This window comes from Rathayibacter iranicus NCPPB 2253 = VKM Ac-1602, from assembly GCF_003149025.1.
GTDB classification, from domain to species: domain Bacteria; phylum Actinomycetota; class Actinomycetes; order Actinomycetales; family Microbacteriaceae; genus Rathayibacter; species Rathayibacter iranicus.
The window spans coordinates 1-25,044 of the sequence record NZ_QGDV01000003.1 but is presented as its reverse complement, the minus strand read 5'-3'; the positions used below and the strand labels follow the sequence as shown (position 1 = coordinate 25,044).

Below are 25,044 nucleotides of genomic sequence, written 5' to 3'. Positions count from 1 at the left end.
TCCCGCGCCGCACCCGACACTCATCACCAACACCAGCACCGCGAGCCCCATAACCCGCCATCGTCGTCCCCACTCCGTCACGGCTCACCTCCGACCGCGATGCGGGCGATGGACGCCATCGTTGTGGAGTCGGGCGACAGATAGCCGACGACCCCACCCGATTGATCGGGAGTCATGTCGTGTGTCGTCACGGCGCGCGTGCCAGGGCCTTCCTCGGAGGAGAACACGTGCACGCCCGAGAGTTCCCGCGGATCCGTTCGATTGGGAGCCGACAACAAGCGACCCACGATGGCTGTGTTATCCGCCGTGACTTCGGTGGCGTGCACCTCATCGACGTTCAGGTCCGCCACCTCCGTCCCCGTCTGGAAACCCGGGGAGCCGTAAGCGACGAAGTCGTCGATCCGATGCTCGGTAAGCTGCACCGCAAGGGCGACGAGGGTCGACCCGTAGGAGTGGGCGATGACCGTCACCCGATCAGGCGGGGCATCGCGCCGCGAGTCGTACAGTCCGTCGAGGAAGGTGGCGAAGCGCTCAGCGCCGGAGGTTGCCCGGTCTATCCCCGGCACCTCCGGGAAAGACGGGGCCCGGTAGCCGAGCCAGGCGACGACGGCGGTGGGTCCGCCGACTTCCTTCATCGTCGCCGACCGCAGGTCGTTCGCCGCGTCCAGGTTCCCTCCGATTCCGTCGAGCGTCGTTCCCGCGCCAGGCACGTTGACGAGCACCGTCGATGCGGTGTCGAGGTCGCCGATCGAGACGGCCGCCGTCAGCATGCCGTCATCCGACCCGAACCCCACCAACTGCGCAACCGTGCCTCTCCGCCGTGCTCGGGCATCCGCCGACGCCAGTCCCGCCGCCAACGAGCTCACCTGGTGCTCGAACTCCTCCAGCGAAGGCCCCCCGGGCGACGTCAGTCCCATTGAGGTCCGCATCCGCGCCGGATCCGCGATGGCATCGGCGAGCAGCGAACGGGAGGCGGCATCTCGGACGGCGGCCGGCAGTCCGTTGAGGCCCGCCAGACCCAAGCGCGTGGGCAGGGGCAGCGCGGCGATATCCTCCAGCGCGAGATCCATCGGGGACCACTCCGCCGCCACCTCGGCAGGACCGAGGCCCGGCTCGAGCAGCCGCAGCACACCGGGCGGCGCCTGGGAGGAAGCCCGAGCATCGAGCGCAGTGTTGGTGAGCCCTGCACCGCCCGCCTGCTCGAACGCGGTGGCGATCCGCTCGGCCCAGCTCGCATCCTCGACGAGCGCGGCAAGAAAGGACTCGAAGCCGGGCAGGACCTCGGCGTACTCGATCCGCGCCCACCAGCAGTCCTCGACGAAGTAGCGCCAGAACGAGCGCAGCAGGACGAGCGGGCCGACTGCCTCGTCGACGAGCGTTCGGACCCTCCCTGCGAAGATGCGGAGACGCTCAGGGTCGGCCGAGCTTCGCTCGCGGGTCGGCGAACCGCCGCAGTACCGGTACCGAGGCCGAGGGGCGAAACTGACCATGATCGGCTTCGGAATGATCGGCTCCGTACTCGGACGCAGGTCGACGAACTGATCCAGGCTCTGCGCCAGCGCGAGGACAGGGTCAGCGGAGTCGCGCTGTCGCTGATCCTCGCGCTCCTGCCACTCGGCGAGTTCGCGTCGACGCCGATTCTCGGACTCCGCCTGACCCGCGATGAGGGTGACTTGCGCTGCGAACTCGCGGAGCTCACCGATGAGCCGGTGCCGATCGCTCACCTCGTCCCGGAAATTGTCGTGAAACATCCGCGAGTACATGCCCGAGAAGTCGATCATCGCCTGCTCGACCATCGCGCTTCTCGACGCGAACTGACCCTCGAGCACGTCCGCAGCCTGCCGCAACTGAGCGCACAGCTTCTCGGCGATCTCGGCATCGAACACCACAACCGACACAGCGTGCATCACTCGTGTCCCCCTCTCCAGCGTTATCTTCCGCTGAGGATAGGTCGAGGGCTCCGCACGGCATCGATTCTGGCGCCGGACGCCGCCTCCCCATCGCCGAATCGGGGGCTGAGCACCGCTTCGTCCGCGGGGTCGCTCCGGCGTCAGCCGATTCGCTCCAACACGCGGGGGTCCCGCTTCTCGACGGTGCGGGAGTCGTTGACCCGGCGGTCCACCGGATATGCCGTGATGGTCGCCGCGATGGCGACAGACACGCGATCCAGCGTCGCGAGCAACTCCTGGGCCGACGCGAGCGGCTCAGGGCTCAGCCAGTCATCTCGGATATCGGGCGTGAGGAACACCGGCATCCGGTCGTGCACCTCGCCGGAGGAGTCGCGAGCCTCGCGGGTGATGATCGCGAACGAGATGCGCCGCTCGTCACCCTCCCTGCGTGCGGCGTACAGGCCGGCGGCAGCGAGGATCGGCTGCTCGCCGTGCACAAACCACGGCTGCTTGCCGTCCGCGCGGGCCTCCCACTCGTAGTAGCCGCGCATCGGAACGATCGCGCGCTGCTTGGCGAAGGCGCCGCGGAACAGACCGTTCGAGGCCACGGTCTCGAGACGGGCGTTGATCGGCGACGCTCCCTTCCCCTTCGACCATGACGGGGTGAAGCCCCAGGAGGCCACCTCGATCTCACGCTCCGGCTCGCCGTCGCGCATCCGCTCGCGCACGATCGGGGCGGAGTCGGTGGGCGCGATGCTGAAGTCGGGCGCCCAGTCCTGCGCTCTCCCGCCCGCCGCGACGAACTCGCGGATCAACTCATCGGTCGTGGAGTCCATCGCAAAGCGGCCGCACATGGGCCACACGCTACGCCGCGCCATCGGCGACGCGCGAGAGACGCGCGCGAGGTCAGGAGGCGAGGCGGGACTTCGCAGACCAGAAGCGCAGGAGGAGACCGGCGAGGAGAGACCCCACGGTGCCGGCAGCGAGGTCGCCCAGCGTGTCCTCGTAGCCAATGAAGATCGAGGAGTCAATGAAGCGGTGGCCTGCCCATTCGCCCCACTCCCACAGCACGCCTGCGGTGGTGCCGAAGCATGCGCAGAGCACGACTGCGGGAGCGAGTGGTCCGCGCGCGCCGGACACCGTCGGTACGACTCCGGCCCGGGCGGCCACGATGTAGGCGACCGCCGCGGCCAGCCCGTTCAGCACGCAGTGCACCACCAGATCCCAGCCGACCCATGCTTCGTAAAGCCCGAGCACGCTGCTCCAGGAGGCGACGAGCAGCGCCACACCGAACGCCGCGTCGAGCGCCGGCCGAATACCGAGGAATCGCGGCACGACGAGGCCGATCGCCGCGAGCGCCAGGACGGCGACGTCGACAAGGCCCCAGCCGATCGCGGCGGCCACAATGCTCGCCGCTCCGACTCCGCGGACGGCGTCGGCCAGCCACTCGCCACGGGTGCGCGGGGGCTGGAGGAAGGTCGCGACGAGGACGGAGCCGCTCACGGCTTCGTGAAGCGCAGCACGGCCTGGACCGGCTCGTGGTCGGAGGGTGCCGCACCGTCGTAGCGGACCGCGTTGATCCCCGCCGAGAGGACATCGACAGCGCCGGCGCTGACGACCAGCCAGTCGATCCGCCGCCCCGATGCGGGCGCCCGGTAGTTCGAGAAGGTGCCCCACGCCGGGGTCAGGTGCTGCTCGGCGACGTCCCAGGAGTCGACGAGCCGGCCCCCGTCGAGCAGCGCCCGGTAAGGAGCGGTGTCGACATCGGTGTTGGTGTCACCCATCACAATCGCTGGACGCCCGAACTCGAGCACCCGCGCGGCCACCAGCTCGGCGGAGCTCAGCCGGGAGCGCTGGGAGATGTGATCGAAGTGGGTGCTGACCACGGTGAGTTCGCGATTCGTCGCGTGGTCGGTGAGCTCGGCGATCACCGCGGTGCGGGGGATCCGGTTGCCCCAGCTACGCGAGCCTGCGATGTCGGGCGTCTCAGAGAGCGCGATCTGATTGCAGTCCCGCACGGCGAAGCGGCTTCGATCGACGAAGAGCATCACGCGCTCACCACCGCGGTCGGCGTCGCGGCCAAAGCCCATCGCCTCAAAGGAGGAGCCGAGCGCGTCGTGCACGGCCGTGGACTGGTCGGGAAGCGCCTCCTGCACGGCCAGGATCGAGGGTCGCTCCTGCTCAAGGAGGCGCTGAACGAGGGGCCGGCGACGCTCCCACCGGTCGACGGCGCGGGAGGTGAGACGCGGCATCCGCCGGCGAATGTTGTAGGTCATCACGTGCAGGTCGGGCGCCTCGGTGTGGCCGATCAGAGGCGTCGGGGCGGTCATCCTGCGAGCCTACGGGGGCGAATTGGAATCCTTTGGAGGCTTGCGGTGGGGGTTCCCGGCGGCTCTAGTCTTCGAAGATGCCCCTCTCCCCCGCCCTCGCCGCTCTCAGCGACGCGTCCTTCGTCTCGCTCACGACTTTCCGCAAGAACGGCGTCGGAGTGTCGACACCGGTGTGGATCGCCAGGGACGGGGACGAGCTGATCGTGACCACTCCCCGCCACAGCGGGAAGGTGAAGCGCCTTCGCAACGACCCGCGGGTGACGCTGGTCCCCTGCGACCGGCGCGGTCGAGTGGCCGACCGTGCCGCAGTGCTGGAGGCGGATGCCACGATCGATGCGGACACGGCGGAGGTCGAGCGGCTTGGCCTGGTGTTCCTCAGCAAGTATCGGCTCGAGTACCGAGTCTTCATGCTGATCGAGCGCCTCGTCAGCCGTGGCGACCGCACCCGCGTGATGCTGCGGGTGACCGACCGCTGATCGCTCGCCGCATTCCCCTGTCGCAAGCCCAGTTGTCACGAGCCCAGTCGTCGGCGGGCCGTGCGAGCGGCTCCTACACCCCGACGCCCTCCGGAGAAAGGCCTGGGTCGCCCCGCATCTCCCGGCTTACCGTGGAGCGATCGCCGACGTTTCTGCGCGCCCCAGCGTGCGCATCGGCGACATGCAGAAGGAGTATGAAATGAGCATCGGAGCAGGGATCTTCCTCCTCGTCATCGGCGCGGTCCTCGCCTTCGCCGTCGACGTGCAGGTGTCCGGTATCGACCTGAAGCTGGTCGGCTACATCCTGATGGCGGCAGGCGCGGTCGGCCTGATCCTCGGGCTGGTCCTGTTGACGCGGCGCCGCCAGGCCGTGTCGACCACCCGCTCGGCCGTCGATCCGGCCAGCGGCGAGCAGGTCACCCGCCACTCGAGCGAGACCGACGGCCCTTTGGCCTAAGCGAGCGGAGGAAGCGGGCGGTGAGCGCCGGGGTGGGCCAGTGCTATCCGCTCCGCCCTCCCCGCTCCTCCCGCCGCAAGGTCCCCTACTTCGTGGGCTCCTCCGGCTCGCCGCCGGACACGGTGTCGGTGTCGCCTCCGCCGGACGACGTGTCGGTTCCGGAGCCGTCGGGGAGGTCCTCGGTCTTCTCGGTGTCGTCTTTCTCGGTGTCGTCGCCTGTGGTGCGGTCGGTGCTCATAGCGCTCTCCTTTCGCGTCGACGCTCTGCCGACCTTCTCCACTCTGCTCCGCCCCGCCCGACGGCGCAGGGGGGTAGCGGAGGCGGAGGCGGGCGTGACAGGGCGCCGCTCAGTGCCAGGTCTTTCCTAGGGAGGCCTGGGCCGAGACGACAGCGGGATGCGTCCGCGAGAGGGTCTGCGCCTCGACGAGCCGGTGCTGCACGGCTCCGTCCTCGACGTTCCAGAGCCCGAAGACTGTCCAGTGCGGGCGCTGGTAGGACCACCATCGGACTCCCGCCCAGCGCCTGGCACCGTGGCGCTCCTCCCGGAAGATGCTCAGCGCCCACGCCTGACTCACCGCTCGCACCCTCGTGACGACCTGGGTGGGCCGGAGCGCGCGCTCCACGAGATTCGCGGCGTCGTCCAGTTCGAGAAGCGGAGTCTCGTCGGAAATCTCGAAGACCCCGAGGACCCGGCGACCGAGCGGGAGCCAGGGAGTCTCGAACATGTCGTCCGACCAAGTAGCCAGGTCGCCGAAGGACTCGCCCACGGCTACCTCCGGTGTGTGGCCGAAATACCGCGTCGTGTACGACGCAGGATTATCGAGCCTCGAGGCTCCCTGAGCGGGCTGATACACGAAGTCGGGGTGCCCCGATTCGCCGAGCCTCGCCGCCGGATCGTAGGGGAAAACCCGGTAGACCAGCACGCCTAGGCCATGGCGACGTCGAGGGCCCGGATGACCTCGGTGCTGCCGGACCTCCTCAGGACATCGATGGGCCGAGCACCATCGAGGACAGCGTTGGCGCCGGTCAGCCAGTCGACAGCGGCGCGCCCTGACCAGGCCTGCCGAGCCTTGGCGACGACGTAGTCGAGGTCGAGCAGCAGTTGACTCGTCCGGGGCCCTGGCTGCTCGTTTCCGCGACGCCACTGCGACGGCTGGCTGCGGTTGACGTCGAGAAGCCTCGCGACCTCCGCTCCGCTTCCGAGGGATTCGATGAGGAGCGCCACCCGCACCTGCAAGGCGGACTCGATGGCGGACTCGTCACTCCTGTGCGCCATCGTCACCGCGGGAGGCCGCCGTGTCTGCTGCTCCGCTTGGATGGATGCCATGTCACTCCGCCCTTCGATCCCGGAAAAAGGATCTGTGCGCCACGCTACCACCCAACCGTTGCGTTGGGCGTCGCGTGGCGCAGTGGACGCGGGCGCTTACTCCTCGACCACGATGGTCGTGATGACTGGGTTGCGGCGGTGGCGGCGGGTCAGCCAGCGGCCGAGTGTCCGGGTAATCAGCTTCTCCATCGCGTCGCGGTCGGTGGGCGAGCCCGCGGCCTGCAACACCGCCTCGTCGATCGCCTTGCTGGCGTTAGCCTTCCAACCCGGCTCCTCTACGAAGCCCCGGGTGAAGAACTCGACCGACTCTCCGAGCGTGCCGCGGTCGACATCGACGATGGCGAGGACGGTGATCGCCCCCTCCTCGGCCAGGACGCGACGATCGAGCATGGCGTCCTCGGTCGCGACACCCATGGTGGTGCCGTCGACCAGGATGTGGTCGGCCTCGATCCGGCCGCTGATTCGAGTACGGCCCTTAACCAGGTCGAGCGAGACGCCGTCCTCAATCACGAAGACGTCTTTCTCGTCGATCCCGGTGCGGGTCGCGATGGCCGCGTTCGCCGTCAGGTGGCGCCACTCGCCGTGCACCGGCAGGACAGCGGTCGGACGGAGGATGTTGTAGCAGTAGGCGAGTTCGCCCGCGCTGGCGTGACCCGAGACGTGCACCTTGGCGTTGCCCTTGTGCACGACGGTCGCACCCCATCGGGTGAACGCGTTGATGATTCGGTAGATCGCGTTCTCATTGCCGGGGATGAGCGAGCTGGCAAGCAGAACGGTGTCGCCCGGGCCGATGTCGATGATGTGGTCCTTGTTAGCCATGCGCGAGAGCGCAGCCATCGGCTCGCCCTGGGATCCGGTACAGATCATCACGATCTCGGTTGCGGGGAGCTTCTCGAGCACCTTCATGTCGACGACGAGGCCGGCCGGGATCTTGAGGTAGCCCAGCTCGGCGGCGATCCCCATGTTGCGGACCATCGAGCGGCCGACGAAGGCGACCTTGCGGCCGTGGCGCTGCGCGGCGTCGAGAACCTGCTGGATGCGGTGCACGTGGCTGGCGAAGCTCGACACGACGATGCGGCGCGGCGCGGTGCGGAACACCTGGTCGATCGCGGGAGCGAGATCGCCCTCCGAGATCGCGAAGCCGGGGACGTCGGCATTGGTGGAGTCGACCAGGAAGAGGTCGACGCCCTCGTCACCGAGGCGGGCGAAGCCGGGGAGGTCGGTGGTGCGCCCGTCGAGCGGGAACTGGTCCATCTTGAAGTCGCCGGTATGCAGGACGAGACCGGCCTCGGTGCGGATTGCGACGGCGAGTCCGTCCGGGATGGAGTGGTTCACGGCAAGGAACTCGAGGTCGAAGACGCCCGCGTCGACGCGGTCGCCCTCCTTGACGGGGCGGGTGCGCGGAGTGATGCGGTGTTCCGTGAGTTTCGCGGTGATCAGCGCGAGCGTGAAGGTCGACGCGATGATCGGTATGTCGCCGCGCTCTTTGAGCAGGTACGGGACGCCGCCAATGTGGTCCTCGTGGCCGTGCGTCAGAACGATCGCCTCGATGTCCTTCAGGCGCGAGCGGATCGCGGCGAAGTCGGGCAGGATCACGTCGATCCCGGGCTGGTTCTCCTCGGGGAACAGCACGCCGCAGTCGACGATGAGCAGCTTGCCCTTGTGCTCGAAGACAGTCATGTTGCGGCCGATTTCGCCGAGGCCTCCGAGCGGCGTGATCCGCAGGGCGCCTTTCTCGAGGGGCTTGGGCCTGGGGAGCTCAAGGTGGTGGCGGGCAGGCTTCGCGGTTCTGCTGTTTCTCATGTGTGCTTTCCGGAGGGAGTGGCGGGACTCGTGCGCACGGCGCCGGTCCGACCGCGCGCCCGGACGGGCCGCGGTGATGTGTCGCTCCGGCGCTGTCGCGCGCTGTCGGGAGCGGTTGGAGGTGTACGGGACGGGGTCAGCTCGCCGCTGTCATGCGGAAGGAGCCGTCCGTGCGGCGCACCTGAGCGCACCGACCATCTTGTACAGCATGCCAGCGTTCGCAGCGTTGCACGTCCAAGGGCGGGATCCGGTGCCGGGTGCGGCCTCTACTCAGTCGGCTCGGGTCGACGTCAGCGGCCGGCTCGACCGCGGTTTTTTGACTTTAGTGCAGTTTAGGAGATCTGGATAAACCACTCTAAACTCCCTAAACTCGCCGTCATGGATGCCGTTGACAACCCGTACACGCCGAACGCCGGCGCTCGGCCGGAGATACTCATTGGGCGCGACGAGCAGACCGAGGCCTTCCGCACTCTCCTCAGGCGCCTGAGGCGAGGTCGCACGGACCAGTCCATGATCATCACCGGTCTGCGGGGTGTGGGGAAGACGGTCCTCCTGAACAGCTTCCGGTCCATAGCCCAGGAGGAGAACTGGGAGGTCATCGAATTCGAGGCCGTGAAGCACGGCGAAGGTCAGTTCCGCCAGGTGATCGCCTCCCAGCTCAAGGCCGCGCTGCTGCGGCTTTCACCGCGAGCCCGCTGGTCGGACCGCGGTCGGAATGCTGCGGCGGCGCTGAGCGCCTTCGCGGTCTCGGTCGGCGCCGACGGGGCGTGGTCCATCGGCTGGGACGTCCCACCAGCAGAAGGGCTCGCGGATCACAGAGATCTCGGGCTCGATCTCACAGACGTCCTGGTCGCAGTCGGAGAGGCAGCGGCCGAACAGGGAGAGGGCATCGTGCTGCTCATCGACGAGGTGCAGTTCCTCGACTCATCACAGCTCGAAGCCCTCATCCAGGCCATTCACAAGACGGTGCAGCGGAACCTCCCCGTTACCTTCGTAGGAGCGGGCCTCCCGCAGATCGCCGAGCTGGCCGGCGATGCGAAATCGTACGCAGAGCGGCTGTTCACGTTTCCCCGAATCGGCTCCCTCCATCCCGACGCGGCGGCCGCAGCGCTCCGCGAGCCTGCAGCCGCGGAAGGAGCGACATACGACGACGAGGCGGTCGAACTCGCAGTCACCATCACGCGCGGATATCCGTACTTCATCCAGGAGCTGGGTTACCAGGTCTGGACCGTGGCGACCGCCAACCGCATCACTCAGGAAGACGTCGAGTTCGCCAGGGACGCCTACGAGGCCAAGCTCGACAGCTCGTTCTTCCGCGTCCGACTCGACCGAGCGACGCAGCTTCAGACCGCCTACATGCGCGCAATGGCGGAACTCGGCCCGGAGCCGCAGAAGGCGGGTGACGTCGCAGCTCTTCTGGAGAGATCGTCCCAGCAGTTGGGCCCGACTCGAGCGGAGTTGATCGATATGGGGCTCCTCTACACTCCAGAGTACGGCTACGCGGCGTTCACCGTCCCGGACTTCGACCGCTTCATGAAACGGGCCGTGCCCCACCTTGAGGTGCCTCCGATTGTGAGCAGGGGCTCCCGCCGGGCACAGTCCACCGACGACTGACACGGGTGCGTCTCCTCCGGCGCAAGGCCCAGCGCGCGGGCGCTCGGCTCCGCTTGACTGGGGACGATGCGCCGGCGGTCGGCGTGCCTGGGAGGCGACATGGCGAACCACCGTTTCGAGCTGCGGTCCGGCCGAGGGATCGGAGTTTCGGCGGCGGGGGATCCCGTCGCCGACCGTCTGGTCGTGTTCTGCCACCCGACTCCGGGAGCGGGCGGCTTCGACCCCGACCCGACAATCACCGGACCCTGGGGGCTGCACTTGCTGATCCTCGACCGTCCCGGTTACGGCGCCTCCGACCCGGTCGATGCCGCGCACGATCGGGTGGAGGACCGCGCCGATGACCTGGCCGAGTACCTGCGTCGCTCCGAGCGGACGGCCCGCATGGTCGAGGGCGCGCGCTTCGGCAGCGTCGGCGTGGTGGGGTGGGGGTCCGGGGGCGTGTTCGCCCTCTCGCTCGCCGCGCGGCACCCCGACCTCGTCGACCGTCTCGCCCTCGTCGGCACGCCGGCACCGCCGCAGGCCGGCGTCCTCGTTCACTCCACCGGCGCGTGGGAGCGGCGCGAGATCCTCCCGGACGAGGACGCCGCCGCGATCGGCGCCTCCCTACCGCAGACCCAGCCGGGACTCGACGCGCTCGGCATCGACTCGGACGACCCGGTCCTCGCGAGCCACGGCGGCCTGCGCAATCGACTCGAGCGGATGCTCGGCGAGGGCTGGAGGCAGGGGCCGAGCGGCGCGGCGATCGACCTCGCCGCGCTCCGGCACGGCTCCTGGGCAGACGATCTGGACCGGGTCACCGCCGAGACCCTGCTCGTGCACGGCGACGCGGACCCGGTCGCAAGCGCGGAGGACGGCCGCTGGTACCGCGGGCGGCTCGACCGCGCACGCACGGTTACCGTCGCTGGCGCGGGGCGGCTGGCGCTAGTGCGGGAGTGGCGGCGCATCCTTGACCACGTCGCTCCGCTCGAACGAGGAGCGGAGGAGCAGTGACCCGGCTCGGCACCGGCCCGCTCGTCCTCGTCTCGGCGATGGCGATCTCGGGAGTGGTACATCTCGTGCATCCGCAGACGTTCGACGCGGTTGTGCCGCGCGGGATGCCGGGCTCGGCCCGCGGCTGGGTCCTCGCCTCCGGAGCGGCGGAACTGGCCTGTGCCGTCGCGACCCTCCTGCCTCGCACGCGCGCCGTCGGTGGGCTCGCCTCCGCTGCGCTGATGGCCGCCGTCTTCCCCGGGAACGTGCAGATGGCGAAGGATGCGCGCCGCCCGCGGGCCCGCGCGATCACTCTCCTGCGCCTGCCGCTACAGGTCCCGCTCGTGCTGTGGGGGCTCCAGGCTGCTCGGTCGCGCTGAGGGCGCAACGCAACGTCAGCTGAAAAGAGGTCTCATCCACGATGGTGGATGAGGAGGCGTCTCAGCTGACGTTGTGCGCCGCCGCAAGCCCGTGCAACCCCGGACGGCCCGCTGCTAGCGTCCAGACATGAGCGACCAGAGCGCGGACGACCGCCACGACCAGCTGACCAGCGCCCCACACGCGACGGAGGCCGACGCGGCCCCGCGCATCGACGTCTCGACGACCGCGGCAGGCGACACCCGCATCGACATCCGCGAGGACGCTGACGTGCGTCCCGGCCGGGTGGACGAAAACGGCGAGAGCCGGGACGATGCCTGAGCACCGCCGCGCAGCGATCGTCTACAACCCGGTCAAGGTCGATCTCGAGACAGTGCAGGCCGCCATCGCTCGCGCGCAGGAGGCCGCGGGCTGGGAGGAGACGCTCTGGTTCGAGACTTCCGTCGAGGATCCGGGAGCCGGACAGACGAAGGAGGCACTGGCCGCCGGCGTCGATATGGTGATCGCGGCAGGTGGGGACGGCACAGTGCGCGTCGTCGCGGAGGCGCTGCGCGACTCCGAGGCTTCGCTCGCCCTGCTGCCCTCCGGCACAGGCAACCTGCTCGCCCGCAACCTCAACCTCACCCTCGACGACATCGACAACGCGCTCTCCGTCGCCTTTTCGGGGAAAGACCGTGCGATCGACGTCGGGATGATCGACATCGAGACACCCCAGGGCCGGGACCGGCACGCCTACGTCGTCATGGCGGGCCTCGGGATCGACGCGAAGATGCTCGCGAACACCGACGACGATCTCAAGAAGCGCGCGGGCTGGCTCGCGTACGTCGATGCGCTTCGCAAGGCGCTGCTCGATAAGAACCAGCTGGAGTTCCGCTACCGCCTGGACGACTCGAAGACCCGGAGGGTGCGCGCGCATACGATCATCGTCGGCAACTGCGGGGCTCTGCCCGCGAACATCCTGCTATTGCCGGATGCTGCGGTCGACGACGGCGAGTTCGACATCGTCCTGCTGCGGCCGGACGGCTTCATTGGCTGGGCGCAGATCATCTTCAAGGTCGTCTGGGAGAACGGCGTCCTGCGCCGCGGCGGTGTCGTGGGGAATAAGCTCATGGGCCTGACCAAGGAAGTCTCGGCCCTGCGCTATGTGAAGGGCCGAGACCTCACGGTGCGCCTCGAGCGCGCGCAGGAGATCGAACTCGACGGTGACGCGTTCGGCTTGACGTCGGCGTTCCACACCTGGATCGAGCCGGGTGGACTCACGGTGCGCGTCCCGGCCTGATCGCGACGACCGGCTGAGGTGCCCGACCGTGCTCCAGGCCGGCTGGAATCGGAGCATTCTCGGGCACCTCGCCGTCGGCGGTAGCGGGTGTCAAGGAGGCACGAGAGAGCCCGGCGAGCCGCTACCGTCCCTGCATGGGCTTCTTCGACCGCAACGACCCCTCGACCCTTCAACCCGATCAGCGCCTTCAACCCGATCAGCGCCAGACGGTGTGGACCGACGGCTTCGGCCGGTTCGCGCTCCGCTGCCTCCAGGTGGTCGTCGTGCTACTGCTCGCCTCGGTACTCGTCTTTGCGATGACGCAGCTGACGCTGGTGCTTATCCCGGTGATGATCGCTCTGATCCTCGCGTCAGCGATCCACCCGGTCCTCGGCTGGATGCGACGGAAGGGCGTCCCCTCGATCCTCGCGACCTGGCTCGCTCTGATCGGGCTGCTCGCGATCCTGGGTGCGGTCGGTTGGCTCATCACTGTCGCCGTGCGCAACCAGTGGGACGAGCTGGTGAGCAGTGCTTCCGAGGGCATCACGTCTCTGCAGGACTACGTGCAGCACCTGCCGTTCCAGATCTCCGACCAGCAAATCGAGGATGCTCGGCAGTCGGTCGTCGGATTCCTGACCTCGAGCTCGTTCGGCACTGGCGCTCTGGCCGGCGTCTCGGCGGCGGCCAACTTCATCACCGGCCTCGTGCTCATGATCGTCGTGCTCTTCTTCTTCATGAAGGACGGGCCGAAGATCTGGGAGTTCCTCCTCCGCCCGTTCACCGGATCGAGCTATGAGCGCGCCCAGCGCGTCGGGCACAAGGGCGTCGAGGTGCTCGGCGGCTATGTCCGCGGCACGGCGACGATCGCGGCAGTCGACGCGGTCGGTATCGGAGTCGCGCTGGCGATCATTCAGGTGCCGCTGGCCATCCCGCTTGCCGTCATCGTCTTCCTCACGGCGTTCATTCCGATTGTCGGAGCGACGGCCGCCGGTATCCTTGCCGCCCTCGTCGCCCTGGTCGCGAACGGGCCGGTCGCGGCGCTGATCGTCATCCTCGTCGTGATCGGGGTCAACCAGCTGGAGGGCAACTTCCTGCAGCCAGTCGTGATGGCGCGCTCGCTGAAGCTGCATCCGCTGATCGTGCTGATCGCACTGACCGTCGGCACGGTCCTGGCCGGGATCGTCGGAGCCGTGCTGGCGGTGCCCATCGCGGCAGTCGTCTGGGGCATCGTGTCGATTTGGAATGGACCGGACGCCCCCGCCGAGCCGGCGCGGCAGAAGCGCGCCGAGACGGTCTGAGTGGCCCTGGTGGCGGGCGGAACGCGGATCCGAGGCCGAGACCACAAGGAGCGGCACGCCGTGTGACGTGCACAGTCGCGCTCGAGGGCAGTGATCCCGTACAGTTAAGACATCTCCTGGGCAATCGCCCGAATTCCACGGCTGAGAAGTCGCACGACGAAGAGACAAGTCGCACGACGAAGAGACTCAGCCCCTGATAGAAACCGCACCGATCGAGCGCATCGTCCTCGGTCTAACGGTTCGAACGCCCGCCTCGCACGCGGGTACCGCCCTTCACAGGACGCCGCGGAAGCCGCGCCGTTTCTCGTTCGACCCCCGTTCCGCCGACTCCGTCGACGCACGGGACGTTCTCCCCCGCAGAGCCGCCCTCCTCCGGAATCGCGTGCTCAGCCTCTAGACAACCCGGACGACTCCGGCCGCTGCGTGTTTCACCCGCAGAAGACGAGTCGAGCGGGTACCGCACATCTGTGCGGACTCTGACGACGTCGGCCACGGTCGGCGTCATTAACACATAAGGAAAAGAAATGCCTACTGGCCTCGTTAAGTGGTTCAACTCCGAAAAGGGCTTCGGCTTCATCGCTCCCGACGACGGAGGCGCCGACGTGTTCGCGCACTTCTCCGCCATCGCGAAGCAGGGCTACCGCGAGCTCGTCGAGAACCAGCAAGTCGAGTACGACGTCGAGCAGGGCCGTAAGGGCCCGCAGGCCGCGAACATCCGCGGCGTCGGCGAGTAATCTCTGACTTCTGACGCCCCGTCGACCACGATCTCCGGATCCGGTCGGCGGGGCGTTCTTCGTGCCCGCCACTTCGCGCGGACGGGCAGATCGGTATCCTCTCCGTGGCACCTCCCAACCACAGGGAGCCCACGGCGCGACGGAACTCCTGAGCATCGACACGACCAGCACGGCGGAGACAATGGGACGACTGATCTACGGACCGCAAGCACTCGAGATCGATTTCGATGATCGGCTGCTCGCTCACCTCAAAGTCGCCATGTTCACCAAGATGCGGCGCAACGAGGCGTTTAGCCTGTCGTGGCGCGAACCCGAGTCGATGGGGTACGGCCGCAGCTCCGTCTGGGTGCACCCGTCCACGCCGCTGCACTACCGCTTCCACGGCAGCAAGAGGCCCGCGCTCAACCGCGCATGGATCGAGCAGCTCGTGGCAAGCGCCAACAACACGGGCGAGATGACGGTCATGTCGGAGCCCGCCGACAGCGCCTGAGGCTTTAGACCACGAGCGGACGCGCGGTGTGCACGAGTTCCTCGTGCGGCAGGGCGCGGAGACGCGCGGCGATCTCGGTCCGCGCGGTCGCGTCGACCGCGGCCCACGCGTACTCCTGCGGGCGCAGCGGAGTGACGGTCACGAGGTCGGCGTCTCCGGTTGCCAGTTCGAGGCGCTCGGGCAGACCGGGGCTGCGGAGACCGAAGAGCACCCCGACCGTTCCCTGATCGTCCGCCCACGCAGCCGGTGCGTCGGCCCCGGCGAGGCGGGCGGTGTCGAGTCCGGCGCGGCAGCAGACGCCCTGGAGTGTGGCGCGGCGCGCGGCTTCGTAGAGCAGGCGAAAGTGCCAGTGCTTCCAGAACTCGGCGGTCGGGACGCCGCGGACCGCTGAGGTCTCGAGACAGAGTTCGAGACCGAGGCCGATGCCCGGATGCGCGAGCCTGTCGAACGGGTCGCTGAGCCCGTCGGTCGTGATGACGACGGACGAGCCGCGGTCGACGCGAAGGAACGCACGATGGTCCGTGGGCCAGCGGGCGCCCCCGCGAACGCCGGGATCCTCGGTGGAGATGACGACCGTGCGGTCGAGCGTCCCGACTCCTCGCCACGCCGCCGCCCTGTCCTCAGCGACGGCCTCGGCCAGCGCGCGTCGCTCGTCCTCGGTCCAGAGGACCTCGCGCGTGCGGTTCAAGAACAACGACATGGGACTCCCCGTCCGCGCGGCCGTCGTGCCGCGCATCCGGAACGCTACGGTGCCAGACCCCGCTCCTCCTCCGAGCGACCGGAGTACTTCCTGGACGCCGAGCCCTCCGCTCCCCCGCTCCTCCCCCTCTCTCCTCCCCCTCTCTCCCGCCGCGAAATGTCGCGAGATGCCCTCGAACGGACGAGATCGGCCGCCGAAACCGGGTATTTCGTCCGTCCGGCGCTCTTTCGCGAGGTGCGCCGCCCCCTACGACCGAGGTCGGGCAACGAGATCGGGAGGAACGGACGAGATCGCAGGAATCGGCGGGGTGTTTCGTCCGGATTAGCCGATGTCGCGACATTTCGCGGACGGGGACGGGAGGAGGAGGGGAGGGGAGGAGACGAGGCGGGGCGAGGCGGGGTTAGCCGAGGGGGTTGGGGCCGTTGGTGCGCCAGCGCTCGTCGGCGAGTTGAGGTGGGGTGCCGTCGCTTGCGTTTTCGCCCAGGGGGGCGGCGGATTCGGCGGGGACTGCGCCGAGCGACGTGCCGGCTCCGTCCGCGGTGCTGCCGGGAGGGAGGAGGCCCTCCTCGTCCTCGCGAGCGCCGACCTCGTCCTCGGGGGCGTTCTCGGAACCGCTCTCGCTCATCGGGTCGTATCCGTGATCCGGGTCACGGCTCTCCTCGGCACTGGTGTTCTCCTCGGACTCGGCGTCAGCCGAGCGGACGTCGTCGGCCTGTTCGACATCGGACGAGGGTGTGGCCTCGAAGCCTGCGAATTCGGGGCTCTGGTCTGCGCTCATGGCCGCCACGGTAGCACCGGCGATCAGCGCACGAGGGGGGCTTCCCCTGCTGTGCAGGGAGCGTCCTGCTCCGAGCCTCACGCCCTAGGCTCGGGGGGCGAGCGCCAGAACGGCACGGACGACGGGAGTGACATGCGACGACTCGGATACGACAGGTTCGGCGGGCCCGACCTGCTCTCCTGGCGTGAGGCTCCGGTCCCGATGCCGCGTCGCGGAGAGGTGCTTGTGCGCACTCGCGCGGCGAGCATCAACGCGACCGACGAGAAGATTCTGTCCGGCTCCGCGCGGATCATGGCCGTCGGCCGCTCGCGCCCCTACGGCTTCGGGCTCGATATCGCGGGCACCGTGGAGGCTCTGGGTCCCGGCCCGCACTCCGTCGCCATCGGTGATCGCGTCGTGGGGATGACCCGTGATGGTGACGCCTTCGCCGACGCGTCGATCGTGCGCAGCCGCTCGCTCGTCCCCCTGCCCGACTGCCTCGACTTCGTGCAGGCGGTGACGCTGGCCATGTCCGGGGGCACCGCGATCGGCCTGGTCGACGCCCTGCGCGTGCGCGCCGGCGAGCGGATCCTCGTCGGCGGCGACTCCGGAGCCATCGGGAACCTGACGATTCAGCTGCTTTTGCGCGCGGGCTGCGCTCTCGCCGCGACCGGCTCGGCCGCCTCCGCTGATGTTCTGCGCGCCCTCGGCGCTGAGCCGCACGACTACCGGGCTCTCGATCTCGGGGTGTTGGCGGGGCGCTTCGACGCGGTGGTCGATATCTCGGGGCACCTGGCGGTCGACGACGCGGCGATCCTCCTGACCGCGGGCGGCCGGATCGCGACCCTCGTCCCCAGTGGTCCGGCGCTCGGCGCTCAGGCCGCCGGCGTGGTACGCCGCGACCGGCCGCGGGTGCGCAACCTCATCGTGGCGGCGACGGCGGAGCGGATCGGACGCGCGGTCTCGCTGGCGTCCTCCGGCGAGTTGCGCCCCGAGCCCGGCGCGGTGCATCCGCTCGGCGCGGTCATCGACGTGCTTTCGCGTCGCGCTACCGGGACCGACGGCACGATCGGCAAGATCGTGTTCACGACCGACGACTCGGCTCCGCTCAGCTGAGCACGGTCGGGTCCCTCGCGACCGGGACACAAGGGCCCGCGAGCGTAGCGGCAGCAGGCGCGCCGGACAAGGCCGAGAAGCGGCCGCAGTCGCACGGTCAGGATGATCGCATGCCCGCTTCTCCCCGTTCCTTCCCGTATCCCCTCGGTGTCTCGCTCCGTAGCGACGTCGGCGCCAACGTCGCCGTCTACTCCGAGACCGCGGACAGCGTCGACGTCTGCCTCTTCGACGAGTCCGGAACAGAGACCCGCGTCGCCCTGAAGGAACGGACCGGCCACGTCTTTCACGGCATCGTCCCCGGCATGCGCGTCGGCACCCGCTACGGCCTGCGGGTCGATGGCCCCTGGGACCCCGCCAACGGCTTCCGCCATAATGCCGCGAAGCTCCTGCTCGACCCGCACGCCACCGCGATCGAGGGCTCCTACACCTGGTCGGAGGACGTCTTCGGGCAGTTCTACGAGGACGCCGACCGCCGAAACGATGCCGACTCCGCCGCCTTGGTGCCGCGCTGCGTCGTGACCGACCCCGGCTCCTTTGACTGGAGCGGCGACACCGCCCCGCGCATTCCGCTTGAAAAGACGGTCGTCTACGAGGTGCACGTGAAGGGCTTCACGAAGCTGCACCCCGACGTGCCGGAGGACATCCGCGGCACCTACCGCGGCCTCGCGCACCCCGCCGCGATCAAGCACTTCACCGACCTGGGCATCACCTCGGTGGAGCTGCTCCCCGTGCACCAGTGCGTGCAGGACTCGCATCTCGAAGAGAAGGGCCTGCGCAACTACTGGGGCTATAACTCCCTCGGCTTCTTCGCCCCGCACAACGAGTATTCGCACGCCGGCGATGACGGCTCGCAGGTGGATGAGTTCAAGGCGATGGTCAAGGCATTTCATGAGGCGGGGCTCGAAGTCATCCTCGACGTGGTCTACAACCACACCGCCGAGGGCAACGACAAGGGCCCGACACTCTCGTTCAAGGGGATCGACAACGGCTCCTATTACCGCCTGGTCGAGGAGGACCGCGCCCACTACTTCGACACCACGGGCACCGGCAACAGCCTCAATGTGGCGCATCCGGCCGCACTCGGCCTCATCATGGATTCGCTGCGCTACTGGGTGACCGAGATGCATGTCGACGGCTTTCGCTTCGACCTGGCCACCACCCTCACCCGCCAGAGCGGCGAGGCGGAGGTGCACAGTGCCTTTCTCGACCTGATCGCGCAGGATCCGGTGCTCGCGCCCGTCAAGATGATCGCGGAGCCGTGGGATACCGCGGGCTATCAGGTCGGCGGTTTTCCGGCGGACTGGTCGGAGTGGAACGGGAAGTTCCGCGACGACGTGCGCGACTTCTGGCACGGCGCCGACTCCGTCCTCGGCACGACCGCGCAGCGTGTGCTCGGCTCGCCCGACGTCTATGAGGCCGACCGTCGCTCGCCGCTCTCGAGCGTCAACTTCGTCACCGCGCACGATGGCTTCACTCTCGCCGACCTCACGGCCTATTCCCGCAAGCACAATGCGGCCAATGGCGAGGACAACAACGATGGCGAGAGTGACAACCGCTCTTCGAACAATGGCGCGGAGGGGCCGACCCGCAACCAGGCGGTCATCGAGCGCCGCAATCGGATGCGCCGCAATTTCCTCGCCACGCTGCTGCTTTCGGCGGGAGTACCGATGATCCTGGGTGGCGATGAGATTGCCCGCACCCAGGGTGGCAATAACAACGCTTACTGCCAGGACAACAAGATCTCGTGGTTCGACTGGGAGAACGCGGACCGCGAACTCTTCGCCTTTACCCGCGAACTCATTGCCTTGCGGGCCGCCGAGCCGGCGTTGCACCCGAAGTGGTTCCGCCGGGCCCCGGGTGATGGCGGCAGCGACTCCGTCGGCATCCTCCGCTCGGACGCGCAGGGGTTCGCCGACGAGGACTGGGACAACCCGGACGCCCGCTCGATCACCTTCGTGTTCGAGCACGGAGGCAGCGCGAGCTTTGCACTGCTGCTGAACGCGGCCGAGAACGGCGTCGAATTCACGGTGCCGAAGGCGCCCGGGGCGGAGTGGACGCTCGCCGCGTCCAGCGACCCGGAGCAGGTTGTCGCGGGTGAGGTGACCACGCTGATTGTCCGTGACGGTTCGTTTACGCTGCTGCGGTCGGCCTCCTGATGCCTGGCCAAGCCCCGCGCCGACTCCGCTTCGGCGGGCGCATCGCGGGGTTCGGCACGGCCTCGGGCACGCGGGTCGCGCTCGGACTCTGGGAGCGCACGCCCTTCGGGGCATTCGCCGACGCGATGATCGAGGCGGGCGATGGCCACCGTCTCCTGATCGCGCCGACCCGTGAGATCGCCGACTTCATCGGGTCGACGTATGCCTTCGATGAGGTCGTGGTGGCGGCGGTGGAATGGCGGAGGATCGCCGGAGGTCTCTCTCTTGCGGCCGGTCCCCTCGGGGTGAGGCTGCGTCTCGGTGGGCTCACTCCGCTTGGGCGCCTGCTGCGGGCGGTGCCGGGGCGGGTGGCCGAGCATCCCGCGTGGCTGACCGCGATCTCGCCGGTCGCCTCGCTGCTCGTGCGCGGCGTCCGCACCGCCGGCTCGGCTGGGCACGGGCTGCGGGAGTACTACGGCGTGCGGGGAATTCGCCGAATAGAGGGCGTCGAGGCGACTTTCGCGGAGGCGGACCTCGGCCCGTTGCGGCCGCTTTCGCCTCCCGTGCGTTTCGGCTTCTCGTCGGCTCCCGCTGCTCCGGCGATAGTCGATGTGACGACCACCATTGCGCTGCCGCGTGAAGGGAAACCCGCGCTCGTGCGCGACCGAGAGAAAGGACAGGCCTCGTGAAAAAGGGCGACAAGATCAGCTGGAACACCTCGCAGGGCGAGACTCGCGGGGAGCTCGTCGAGAAGAAGACGAAAGATTTCCACTTCGAGGGGCAGAAATTCAACGCCTCGGAGGACGAGCCGTATTGGATCGTGCAGAGCGATAAGACGGATGCGAAGGCCGCGCATAAGGAGTCGTCGCTGACGAAGAAGTAACTTATTGGCCATCCTCGTCCTTTGCGAGGGCGCGGCGCAGTGCCCGCACATCCCGGAAACCGGCTAGCTGGGCGATTTCTGGTGCGGTGAAGCGCTGTCCGTGCTCCGTCGTGCCGAAATGGCTGCGGGCCCGCCTCACCCGCTCCTCGGTGAGCGCGGCCTTTGCAGAGGATCCGGCTTGAGCGAAGATGTGGCGCAGATTCCGCGGCGACCTACCGATGGCGTGCGCGAGGGCTTCTACCGTGAAATCGGGGTCGGTCGCCCGCATCGCGATCACCCTGAGCGCCGCGCGGTGCAGACTTTCGGTGTCTTCGGAGTGCTCCGGTGCCGTGGCGTCGAGAGCGTGCAGCAGAAGCGCCGTCGTGAGGTGCCGAAGCCCCAACCCGAAGTCGGCGAACCCCGCCTCCTTGTCGGCCATCGTGGAATTGAGGGCAATGTTCGCGGTGGCCGCGACGGCGTCGCGATACGTCTTCACGGGTTGAGCGAACACCATCCCGAACTCGAGTTCGAGGCGTGCCTGGGCTGGAAGTCCGGCGAGATCGAACTCGATCTGGTATCTCGCGACCGGGCGGGTGGCAGCGAATTGGAATGGTGCCACCCCCCCCCCGCCAGGGAGGACCGCAACATCACCCGGGCTGATGACCCTCGACGCCTCGCCCCACGTGGGCACCTGGAGGGTCGATTCGCCCTCGATCTGCACGATCAAGAGGGCCGTGGGTGAGCGGCGGGCGATCTCGTATGACCCTTCGCTGTGCCATACGCGGGCGGCTCCGAAACCTTCGAAGCTGATCTCGTCTGATACAAGTCGGAAAGTCGTATCGAATTCTCCGAAGAAGTCTCGCTCCGCGAGCCATTGCTGGGCATCTTCGCCTTGCAGAGAGAATTTACGGCGCAGTGAATCGGGTGACATAAGCCCTCCAAGAGCTCAGCGGTAAATCGAGTAAATCGACAGGATCTCGTCAATTGTCGATGTACCCAAGAATAATCGTCTGCGTATGTATCGCCCAGGGGCTACCGTGATCGCAAGTTCCGGCCCCGGCGGAACTATTTGCGGCCCAGCGGCTCGTTTGCCTCGCTGACCTGGCAATGCTTCGTCTGTCCCCCTCATCACAGACGAAAGTTCGAGCACATGACAAAGAATTCCTTCGACAAATTCCGCGACGTCGGGTCACCCCTCACCGAGTGGACCATCCCCGCCGAGGACGGCGTCCACCGCCGCACCATCGTCAAGGGCGCCGCCTGGACCATCCCCGTTGTTGCGGTTGCGGTTGCGACGCCGGCTGCCGCAGCGTCGAAGACGCCGACGCTGGCGTTCACGAAGGCGTCCTACACCGGAACTGCTTGCAGCACCATCACGGGCGTGCAGGTCAAGCGCACCACCGACGGCACCACTCCCGACCCGGGCAAGACCGTCACCGTCACGCTCAAGGACGGCTACACGTTCGCCGATGGTTCGACCACCTACACGGGAACGACCGATGCCAATGGGCTTGTCACGCTGCCGGACATCAAGGTCCCCTCAACCGGCGGCAAGAGCAACTTCGCTGCGAAGTCGGATGCCCTGACCACGAATGCACCCGTATCTGCGGACCCCTCCAAAGAGACCGGACTTTATCTCTACAACTTCACCGACGGATCGACCACCGGACCGGTGGCTAACTCGGGAACCGCGATCAAGACCATCTCCTCCGCCTCCGGCGGAGGTTACGTGTTCCAGAACTCGGACGGGTCAATCCACAGTAGCGACGGCACAGTCGTTCCCGGCACTGAAACAGGCGTTGACACCGGGGACGGCCTCGTCACTCTACAGGTTAGCGGGGGTGAAACCACCGTCTACTACAAAAAAGCCGACGGTGTTTATAGCTACAACTTCACCACCAAGAAGACGAGTGGACCTATCACGGACACTACAACCAATACGAGTTCGAAGACCGCAACAAAGCTGATCTCCAACGCGGGCGGAAGCGCCTTCGTTTACCAGAGCTCGGACGGGAGCATCCGTAACAGCGGCGGCGATCTCGTGCCAGGAACGTCAACCGGCGTATCCACCGACCAGCGTCTCACGTCCCTCGCGACAAGCGACGGGACCACATCCCTGTACTACAAGAAGTCCGACGGCGTCTACATCTACAACTTCTCCACCAAGACGACGACCGGGCCCATCGCGAATTCAAAGGACGCGACTTCGCTCATCTCAGACGCCGGAAGCGGCGCCTTCGTCTTCCAGACCTCGGACGGAAGCATTTACAATAGTACCGGTGTTCTCGTCAAGGGTACCGACACGGGAGTTGACACGGGCGCAGGCCTCGTTACCCTAGCCACCGACGCCGGAAAGACCTACGTCTACTACAAGAAGGCTGATGGGGTATACCGCTATAACTTCTCCGATGGTACGACCACCGGACCAATCGAAAGCGCGACCGCGGACTCGAAGTCCGCAACGACGCTCGTCTCCGATGGAGCAACCGGCGCATTCGTTTATCAGAGTTCCGATGGCACGATCAGAAACAGTGGCGCCGGCATCGTCAAGGGCACCGAAAAGGACGTAATTGTGGATAGCAAGCTCGTTTCACTTTACAAGAGCGGCAGTACGACTTACGCATCCTACAAGAAGTCACCCGCTTGCAAATAGTAATACAACCTAGTGTTTCGCCGTAGCTTCAGCAATTAGGGGAACTCGGCGAAAGATCAGGGGACGTCCGGGCGCAAAGCACGTCCGGACGTCCCTCTTCGCGATCATAAAGCCTATGCAAAACCCTCCTGAGCGCCACAAAACTTAGGTCAGGAGCACCTTTGTTCAGCGCGCGATGCCGTTTTACATAAGCCTCCATACCTCCCACCCCTCCGTTCGACAAGGCGTGATTTCGCACGACGCCTCTTGGAATCTCCATACCCTCCCCGGCCCTAAGATTATCCGCGCCGCCGTTAAATCAATTGCTTGCGAGCGACGGCCTCTGACACGCTGTCAACCGCAGGGGGGGCGGAACCAACGCAAACATCAAGTCCTATGAATAACGCTCTAAATTCTTATTAGAAAAATTTGCCATCCTATTAGGCGCCGATATCACTCAACACGACGCCGGAATAACCCTCCAAAATGAGTCTCTCCGGCGCGCTGCGGTGACGTTCGTTCATCTGCGGCGTAATCATGTTTGGTGCAAGTTGGCGCAGATGTTCGGTGCTTCACAAGGCACTCGGGCGGCTCAAAGGGGCTGCTGACACGCGGCGTCACGCCGCTAAGACGCGCACTCCTCCTCGCCCTTCTCGAGTGCACGCCGAAGAGCCCGCACGTTCCGGAATCCGGAGAGCCGCGCTATCTCGGCCGGGGTGAATCGCTGGCCGTACTCGCGCGGGGCAGCATGGTTGCGAGCCCGGCGCACCCGCTCCGCCGTGAGCGCCGCCTTAGCCGAGGACCCAGCCTGGGCGAAAACGTGGCGCAGATTGCGGGATGATGTGCCGATCGCGTCGGCGAGGGACTCCACAGTGAAAGCGGGATCCGTCGCCCGCATCGAGATCACCCGAAGGGCCGCGCGGTGCACTCGCTCCGCAGCCTCCGGAAGTTCGGGGGCAGTCGCGTCGAGGGCATGCAGAAGAAGTGCCGTCGTCAGATGCCTGAGTCCGATTCCAAAGTCGATGAAGCCCGTCTCCTCATTCCCCATCGAGGAATTCAGCGCAATATTCGCGGTCGCCGCAACGGCGTCGCGATACTGCTTCGCAGGCTGCGAGAACACCATTCCAAGTTCGAGTTCGAGGCGCGCCTGCGGAGGAAGGCCGGCCAGGTCGTACTCAATTTGATATCGGGCAACCGGGCGCTTCGCGCAGAATCGGAAGGGCCTCGCCGTCCCTCCGGGCAGCACCGCCAGATCGCCGGGTTTCAGTACTTTCGGCACCTCGCCCCACAGCGGCACCTGCACCGTCGCCTCTCCCTCGATCTGCACGAGCAGCAGCGCCATCCTCGAGCGACGCGCTATCGAGTATTCGCCCTCGCTATGCCAGAGCCGGGCGGCCCGGTAACCCGCGAAACGAATCTCGTCGGAGACGAGCCGAAACCCGGCGCCGACTTCTCCGAACAAGTGCCGTTCGGCGAGCCAACTCCGAGCACTTTCGCCCTAGAGGGAGTATTTTCGGCGGACTGATTCGGGTGACATAAGCCCTTTCCCGTGCGAGGCGGTGAGTCAGTGAACGGCGCTGTCCCGTCCAAGATGAACGAGCCGGGAAGTGATTGTCCACAGGAAACCCGCTGGGCGGAAGCGCTCTTGGTAAATTCCGGCAAGCATGTTCCAGTTTTCGGAACTGAGCCGGCTCAGCGCGGTCGTACTGACGATGCTTCGTCTGGAGCGTGTCAAATGGTGTGTGTAAGGGGTGGGTCTCCTTACGGGAGGAGTGACATTGTTGGCTATTGATAGGGCGTCGCGTGAAGAGCGACGTAA

Annotated in this window: 27 protein-coding genes; 15 read left to right on the top strand and 12 right to left on the bottom strand. The window is 67.2% G+C overall.

Annotation, left to right across the window (positions count from 1 at the left end; all coding sequences use genetic code 11):
- Positions 1–77: 77 nt before the first annotated feature.
- From B0H03_RS04255 to B0H03_RS04240, 4 genes are all read right to left on the bottom strand, one after another.
- Positions 78–1,907 (bottom strand): alpha/beta hydrolase, encoded by a 1,830-nt coding sequence (locus B0H03_RS04255; RefSeq protein ID WP_104265449.1) that lies wholly within the window; start codon positions 1,905–1,907, stop codon positions 78–80.
- 143 nt (positions 1,908–2,050) lie between these two features.
- Complete coding sequence (locus B0H03_RS04250; RefSeq protein WP_104265450.1) at positions 2,051–2,743, bottom strand: SOS response-associated peptidase; 693 nt, start codon at positions 2,741–2,743, stop codon at positions 2,051–2,053.
- Between the two features lie 52 nt (positions 2,744–2,795).
- Complete coding sequence (locus B0H03_RS04245; RefSeq protein ID WP_104265451.1) at positions 2,796–3,392, bottom strand: DUF2238 domain-containing protein; 597 nt, start codon at positions 3,390–3,392, stop codon at positions 2,796–2,798.
- Positions 3,389–4,219, bottom strand: a complete 831-nt coding sequence (locus B0H03_RS04240; RefSeq protein ID WP_104265452.1) for an endonuclease/exonuclease/phosphatase family protein — start codon at positions 4,217–4,219, stop codon at positions 3,389–3,391. The genes B0H03_RS04245 and B0H03_RS04240 overlap by 4 nt, the downstream gene beginning before the upstream one ends.
- Positions 4,220–4,296: 77 nt before the next feature.
- On the opposite strand from B0H03_RS04240, the gene B0H03_RS04235 reads away from it, so the two are divergent.
- Together B0H03_RS04235 and B0H03_RS04230 are read left to right on the top strand one after the other, a co-directional pair.
- Positions 4,297–4,695 (top strand): PPOX class F420-dependent oxidoreductase, encoded by a 399-nt coding sequence (locus tag B0H03_RS04235; protein WP_104265453.1) that lies wholly within the window; start codon positions 4,297–4,299, stop codon positions 4,693–4,695.
- 199 nt (positions 4,696–4,894) lie between these two features.
- A complete protein-coding gene (locus tag B0H03_RS04230; RefSeq protein WP_104265470.1) occupies positions 4,895–5,152 on the top strand; it encodes a DUF6458 family protein in 258 nt (85 codons plus the stop codon).
- Between the two features lie 85 nt (positions 5,153–5,237).
- Here the strand turns inward: B0H03_RS04230 and B0H03_RS16485 are convergent, their stop codons facing one another.
- From B0H03_RS16485 to B0H03_RS04215, 4 genes are all read right to left on the bottom strand, one after another.
- The gene (locus B0H03_RS16485; protein ID WP_164860199.1) at positions 5,238–5,390 is read right to left on the bottom strand and encodes a hypothetical protein; all 153 of its coding nucleotides are present in this window, start codon (positions 5,388–5,390) and stop codon (positions 5,238–5,240) included.
- Between the two features lie 109 nt (positions 5,391–5,499).
- Positions 5,500–6,075, bottom strand: coding sequence for an RES domain-containing protein (locus B0H03_RS04225; protein WP_104265454.1), 576 nt, complete (start codon positions 6,073–6,075; stop codon positions 5,500–5,502).
- Positions 6,076–6,077: 2 nt separating this feature from the next.
- The gene (locus tag B0H03_RS04220) at positions 6,078–6,479 is read right to left on the bottom strand and encodes an antitoxin Xre/MbcA/ParS toxin-binding domain-containing protein (protein WP_202129868.1); all 402 of its coding nucleotides are present in this window, start codon (positions 6,477–6,479) and stop codon (positions 6,078–6,080) included.
- 96 nt (positions 6,480–6,575) lie between these two features.
- Positions 6,576–8,282, bottom strand: coding sequence for a ribonuclease J (locus B0H03_RS04215; RefSeq protein ID WP_104265455.1), 1,707 nt, complete (start codon positions 8,280–8,282; stop codon positions 6,576–6,578).
- A gap of 378 nt (positions 8,283–8,660) precedes the next feature.
- Here B0H03_RS04215 and B0H03_RS04210 point away from each other — a divergent pair, with 378 nt between their 5' ends.
- The 8 genes from B0H03_RS04210 (at position 8,661) to B0H03_RS04175 (ending at position 15,023) form a co-directional block, all read left to right on the top strand.
- Positions 8,661–9,896 carry an ATP-binding protein gene (locus tag B0H03_RS04210; protein ID WP_104265456.1) on the top strand — a complete coding sequence of 412 codons (1,236 nt, stop codon included), beginning with the start codon at positions 8,661–8,663 and terminating at the stop codon, positions 9,894–9,896.
- Positions 9,897–9,995: 99 nt separating this feature from the next.
- Positions 9,996–10,886: an alpha/beta fold hydrolase gene (locus B0H03_RS04205; protein WP_160487227.1), complete on the top strand. Its 891-nt coding sequence runs from the start codon at positions 9,996–9,998 to the stop codon at positions 10,884–10,886.
- Complete coding sequence (locus B0H03_RS04200) at positions 10,883–11,245, top strand: DoxX family protein (protein ID WP_219814978.1); 363 nt, start codon at positions 10,883–10,885, stop codon at positions 11,243–11,245. The genes B0H03_RS04205 and B0H03_RS04200 overlap by 4 nt, the downstream gene beginning before the upstream one ends.
- A 127-nt stretch (positions 11,246–11,372) precedes the next feature.
- On the top strand, positions 11,373–11,564 hold the full coding sequence (locus tag B0H03_RS04195) for a multidrug transporter (protein ID WP_104265458.1): 192 nt from the start codon (positions 11,373–11,375) through the stop codon (positions 11,562–11,564).
- A complete protein-coding gene (locus B0H03_RS04190) occupies positions 11,557–12,522 on the top strand; it encodes a diacylglycerol/lipid kinase family protein (protein WP_104265459.1) in 966 nt (321 codons plus the stop codon). Before B0H03_RS04195 ends, B0H03_RS04190 begins: the two co-directional genes overlap by 8 nt.
- A gap of 134 nt (positions 12,523–12,656) precedes the next feature.
- The gene (locus B0H03_RS04185; RefSeq protein WP_104265460.1) at positions 12,657–13,799 is read left to right on the top strand and encodes an AI-2E family transporter; all 1,143 of its coding nucleotides are present in this window, start codon (positions 12,657–12,659) and stop codon (positions 13,797–13,799) included.
- A 524-nt stretch (positions 13,800–14,323) separates the two neighbouring features.
- On the top strand, positions 14,324–14,533 hold the full coding sequence (locus B0H03_RS04180) for a cold-shock protein (protein WP_104265461.1): 210 nt from the start codon (positions 14,324–14,326) through the stop codon (positions 14,531–14,533).
- Between the two features lie 181 nt (positions 14,534–14,714).
- On the top strand, positions 14,715–15,023 hold the full coding sequence (locus tag B0H03_RS04175; protein WP_104265462.1) for a DUF7882 family protein: 309 nt from the start codon (positions 14,715–14,717) through the stop codon (positions 15,021–15,023).
- Between the two features lie 4 nt (positions 15,024–15,027).
- Here the strand turns inward: B0H03_RS04175 and B0H03_RS04170 are convergent, their stop codons facing one another.
- Both B0H03_RS04170 and B0H03_RS16480 read right to left on the bottom strand, forming a co-directional pair.
- On the bottom strand, positions 15,028–15,723 hold the full coding sequence (locus B0H03_RS04170; protein WP_127843988.1) for a hypothetical protein: 696 nt from the start codon (positions 15,721–15,723) through the stop codon (positions 15,028–15,030).
- Between the two features lie 400 nt (positions 15,724–16,123).
- Positions 16,124–16,501 (bottom strand): hypothetical protein, encoded by a 378-nt coding sequence (locus tag B0H03_RS16480; RefSeq protein ID WP_146083384.1) that lies wholly within the window; start codon positions 16,499–16,501, stop codon positions 16,124–16,126.
- A 132-nt stretch (positions 16,502–16,633) separates the two neighbouring features.
- Between B0H03_RS16480 and B0H03_RS16475 the strand changes: the two genes are divergently transcribed.
- From B0H03_RS16475 to B0H03_RS04150, 4 genes are all read left to right on the top strand, one after another.
- Positions 16,634–17,596, top strand: coding sequence for an NADP-dependent oxidoreductase (locus B0H03_RS16475; RefSeq protein WP_160487226.1), 963 nt, complete (start codon positions 16,634–16,636; stop codon positions 17,594–17,596).
- Positions 17,597–17,706: 110 nt separating this feature from the next.
- Positions 17,707–19,752, top strand: coding sequence for a glycogen debranching protein GlgX (glgX, locus tag B0H03_RS04160; protein ID WP_104265475.1), 2,046 nt, complete (start codon positions 17,707–17,709; stop codon positions 19,750–19,752).
- Complete coding sequence (locus B0H03_RS04155; protein ID WP_104265476.1) at positions 19,752–20,420, top strand: hypothetical protein; 669 nt, start codon at positions 19,752–19,754, stop codon at positions 20,418–20,420. Before glgX ends, B0H03_RS04155 begins: the two co-directional genes overlap by 1 nt.
- Positions 20,417–20,614 (top strand): hypervirulence associated TUDOR domain-containing protein, encoded by a 198-nt coding sequence (locus B0H03_RS04150; RefSeq protein ID WP_104265477.1) that lies wholly within the window; start codon positions 20,417–20,419, stop codon positions 20,612–20,614. Before B0H03_RS04155 ends, B0H03_RS04150 begins: the two co-directional genes overlap by 4 nt.
- A 1-nt stretch (position 20,615) precedes the next feature.
- On the opposite strand, the gene B0H03_RS04145 is transcribed toward B0H03_RS04150, so the two are convergent.
- The gene (locus B0H03_RS04145) at positions 20,616–21,524 is read right to left on the bottom strand and encodes a helix-turn-helix domain-containing protein (RefSeq protein ID WP_104265478.1); all 909 of its coding nucleotides are present in this window, start codon (positions 21,522–21,524) and stop codon (positions 20,616–20,618) included.
- A gap of 219 nt (positions 21,525–21,743) precedes the next feature.
- Here B0H03_RS04145 and B0H03_RS04140 point away from each other — a divergent pair, with 219 nt between their 5' ends.
- Complete coding sequence (locus B0H03_RS04140) at positions 21,744–23,246, top strand: hypothetical protein (protein ID WP_104265479.1); 1,503 nt, start codon at positions 21,744–21,746, stop codon at positions 23,244–23,246.
- Positions 23,247–23,850: 604 nt separating this feature from the next.
- Here B0H03_RS04140 and B0H03_RS04135 read toward each other — a convergent pair.
- Positions 23,851–24,687, bottom strand: coding sequence for a helix-turn-helix domain-containing protein (locus tag B0H03_RS04135; RefSeq protein WP_104265480.1), 837 nt, complete (start codon positions 24,685–24,687; stop codon positions 23,851–23,853).
- Positions 24,688–25,044: the final 357 nt, after the last annotated feature.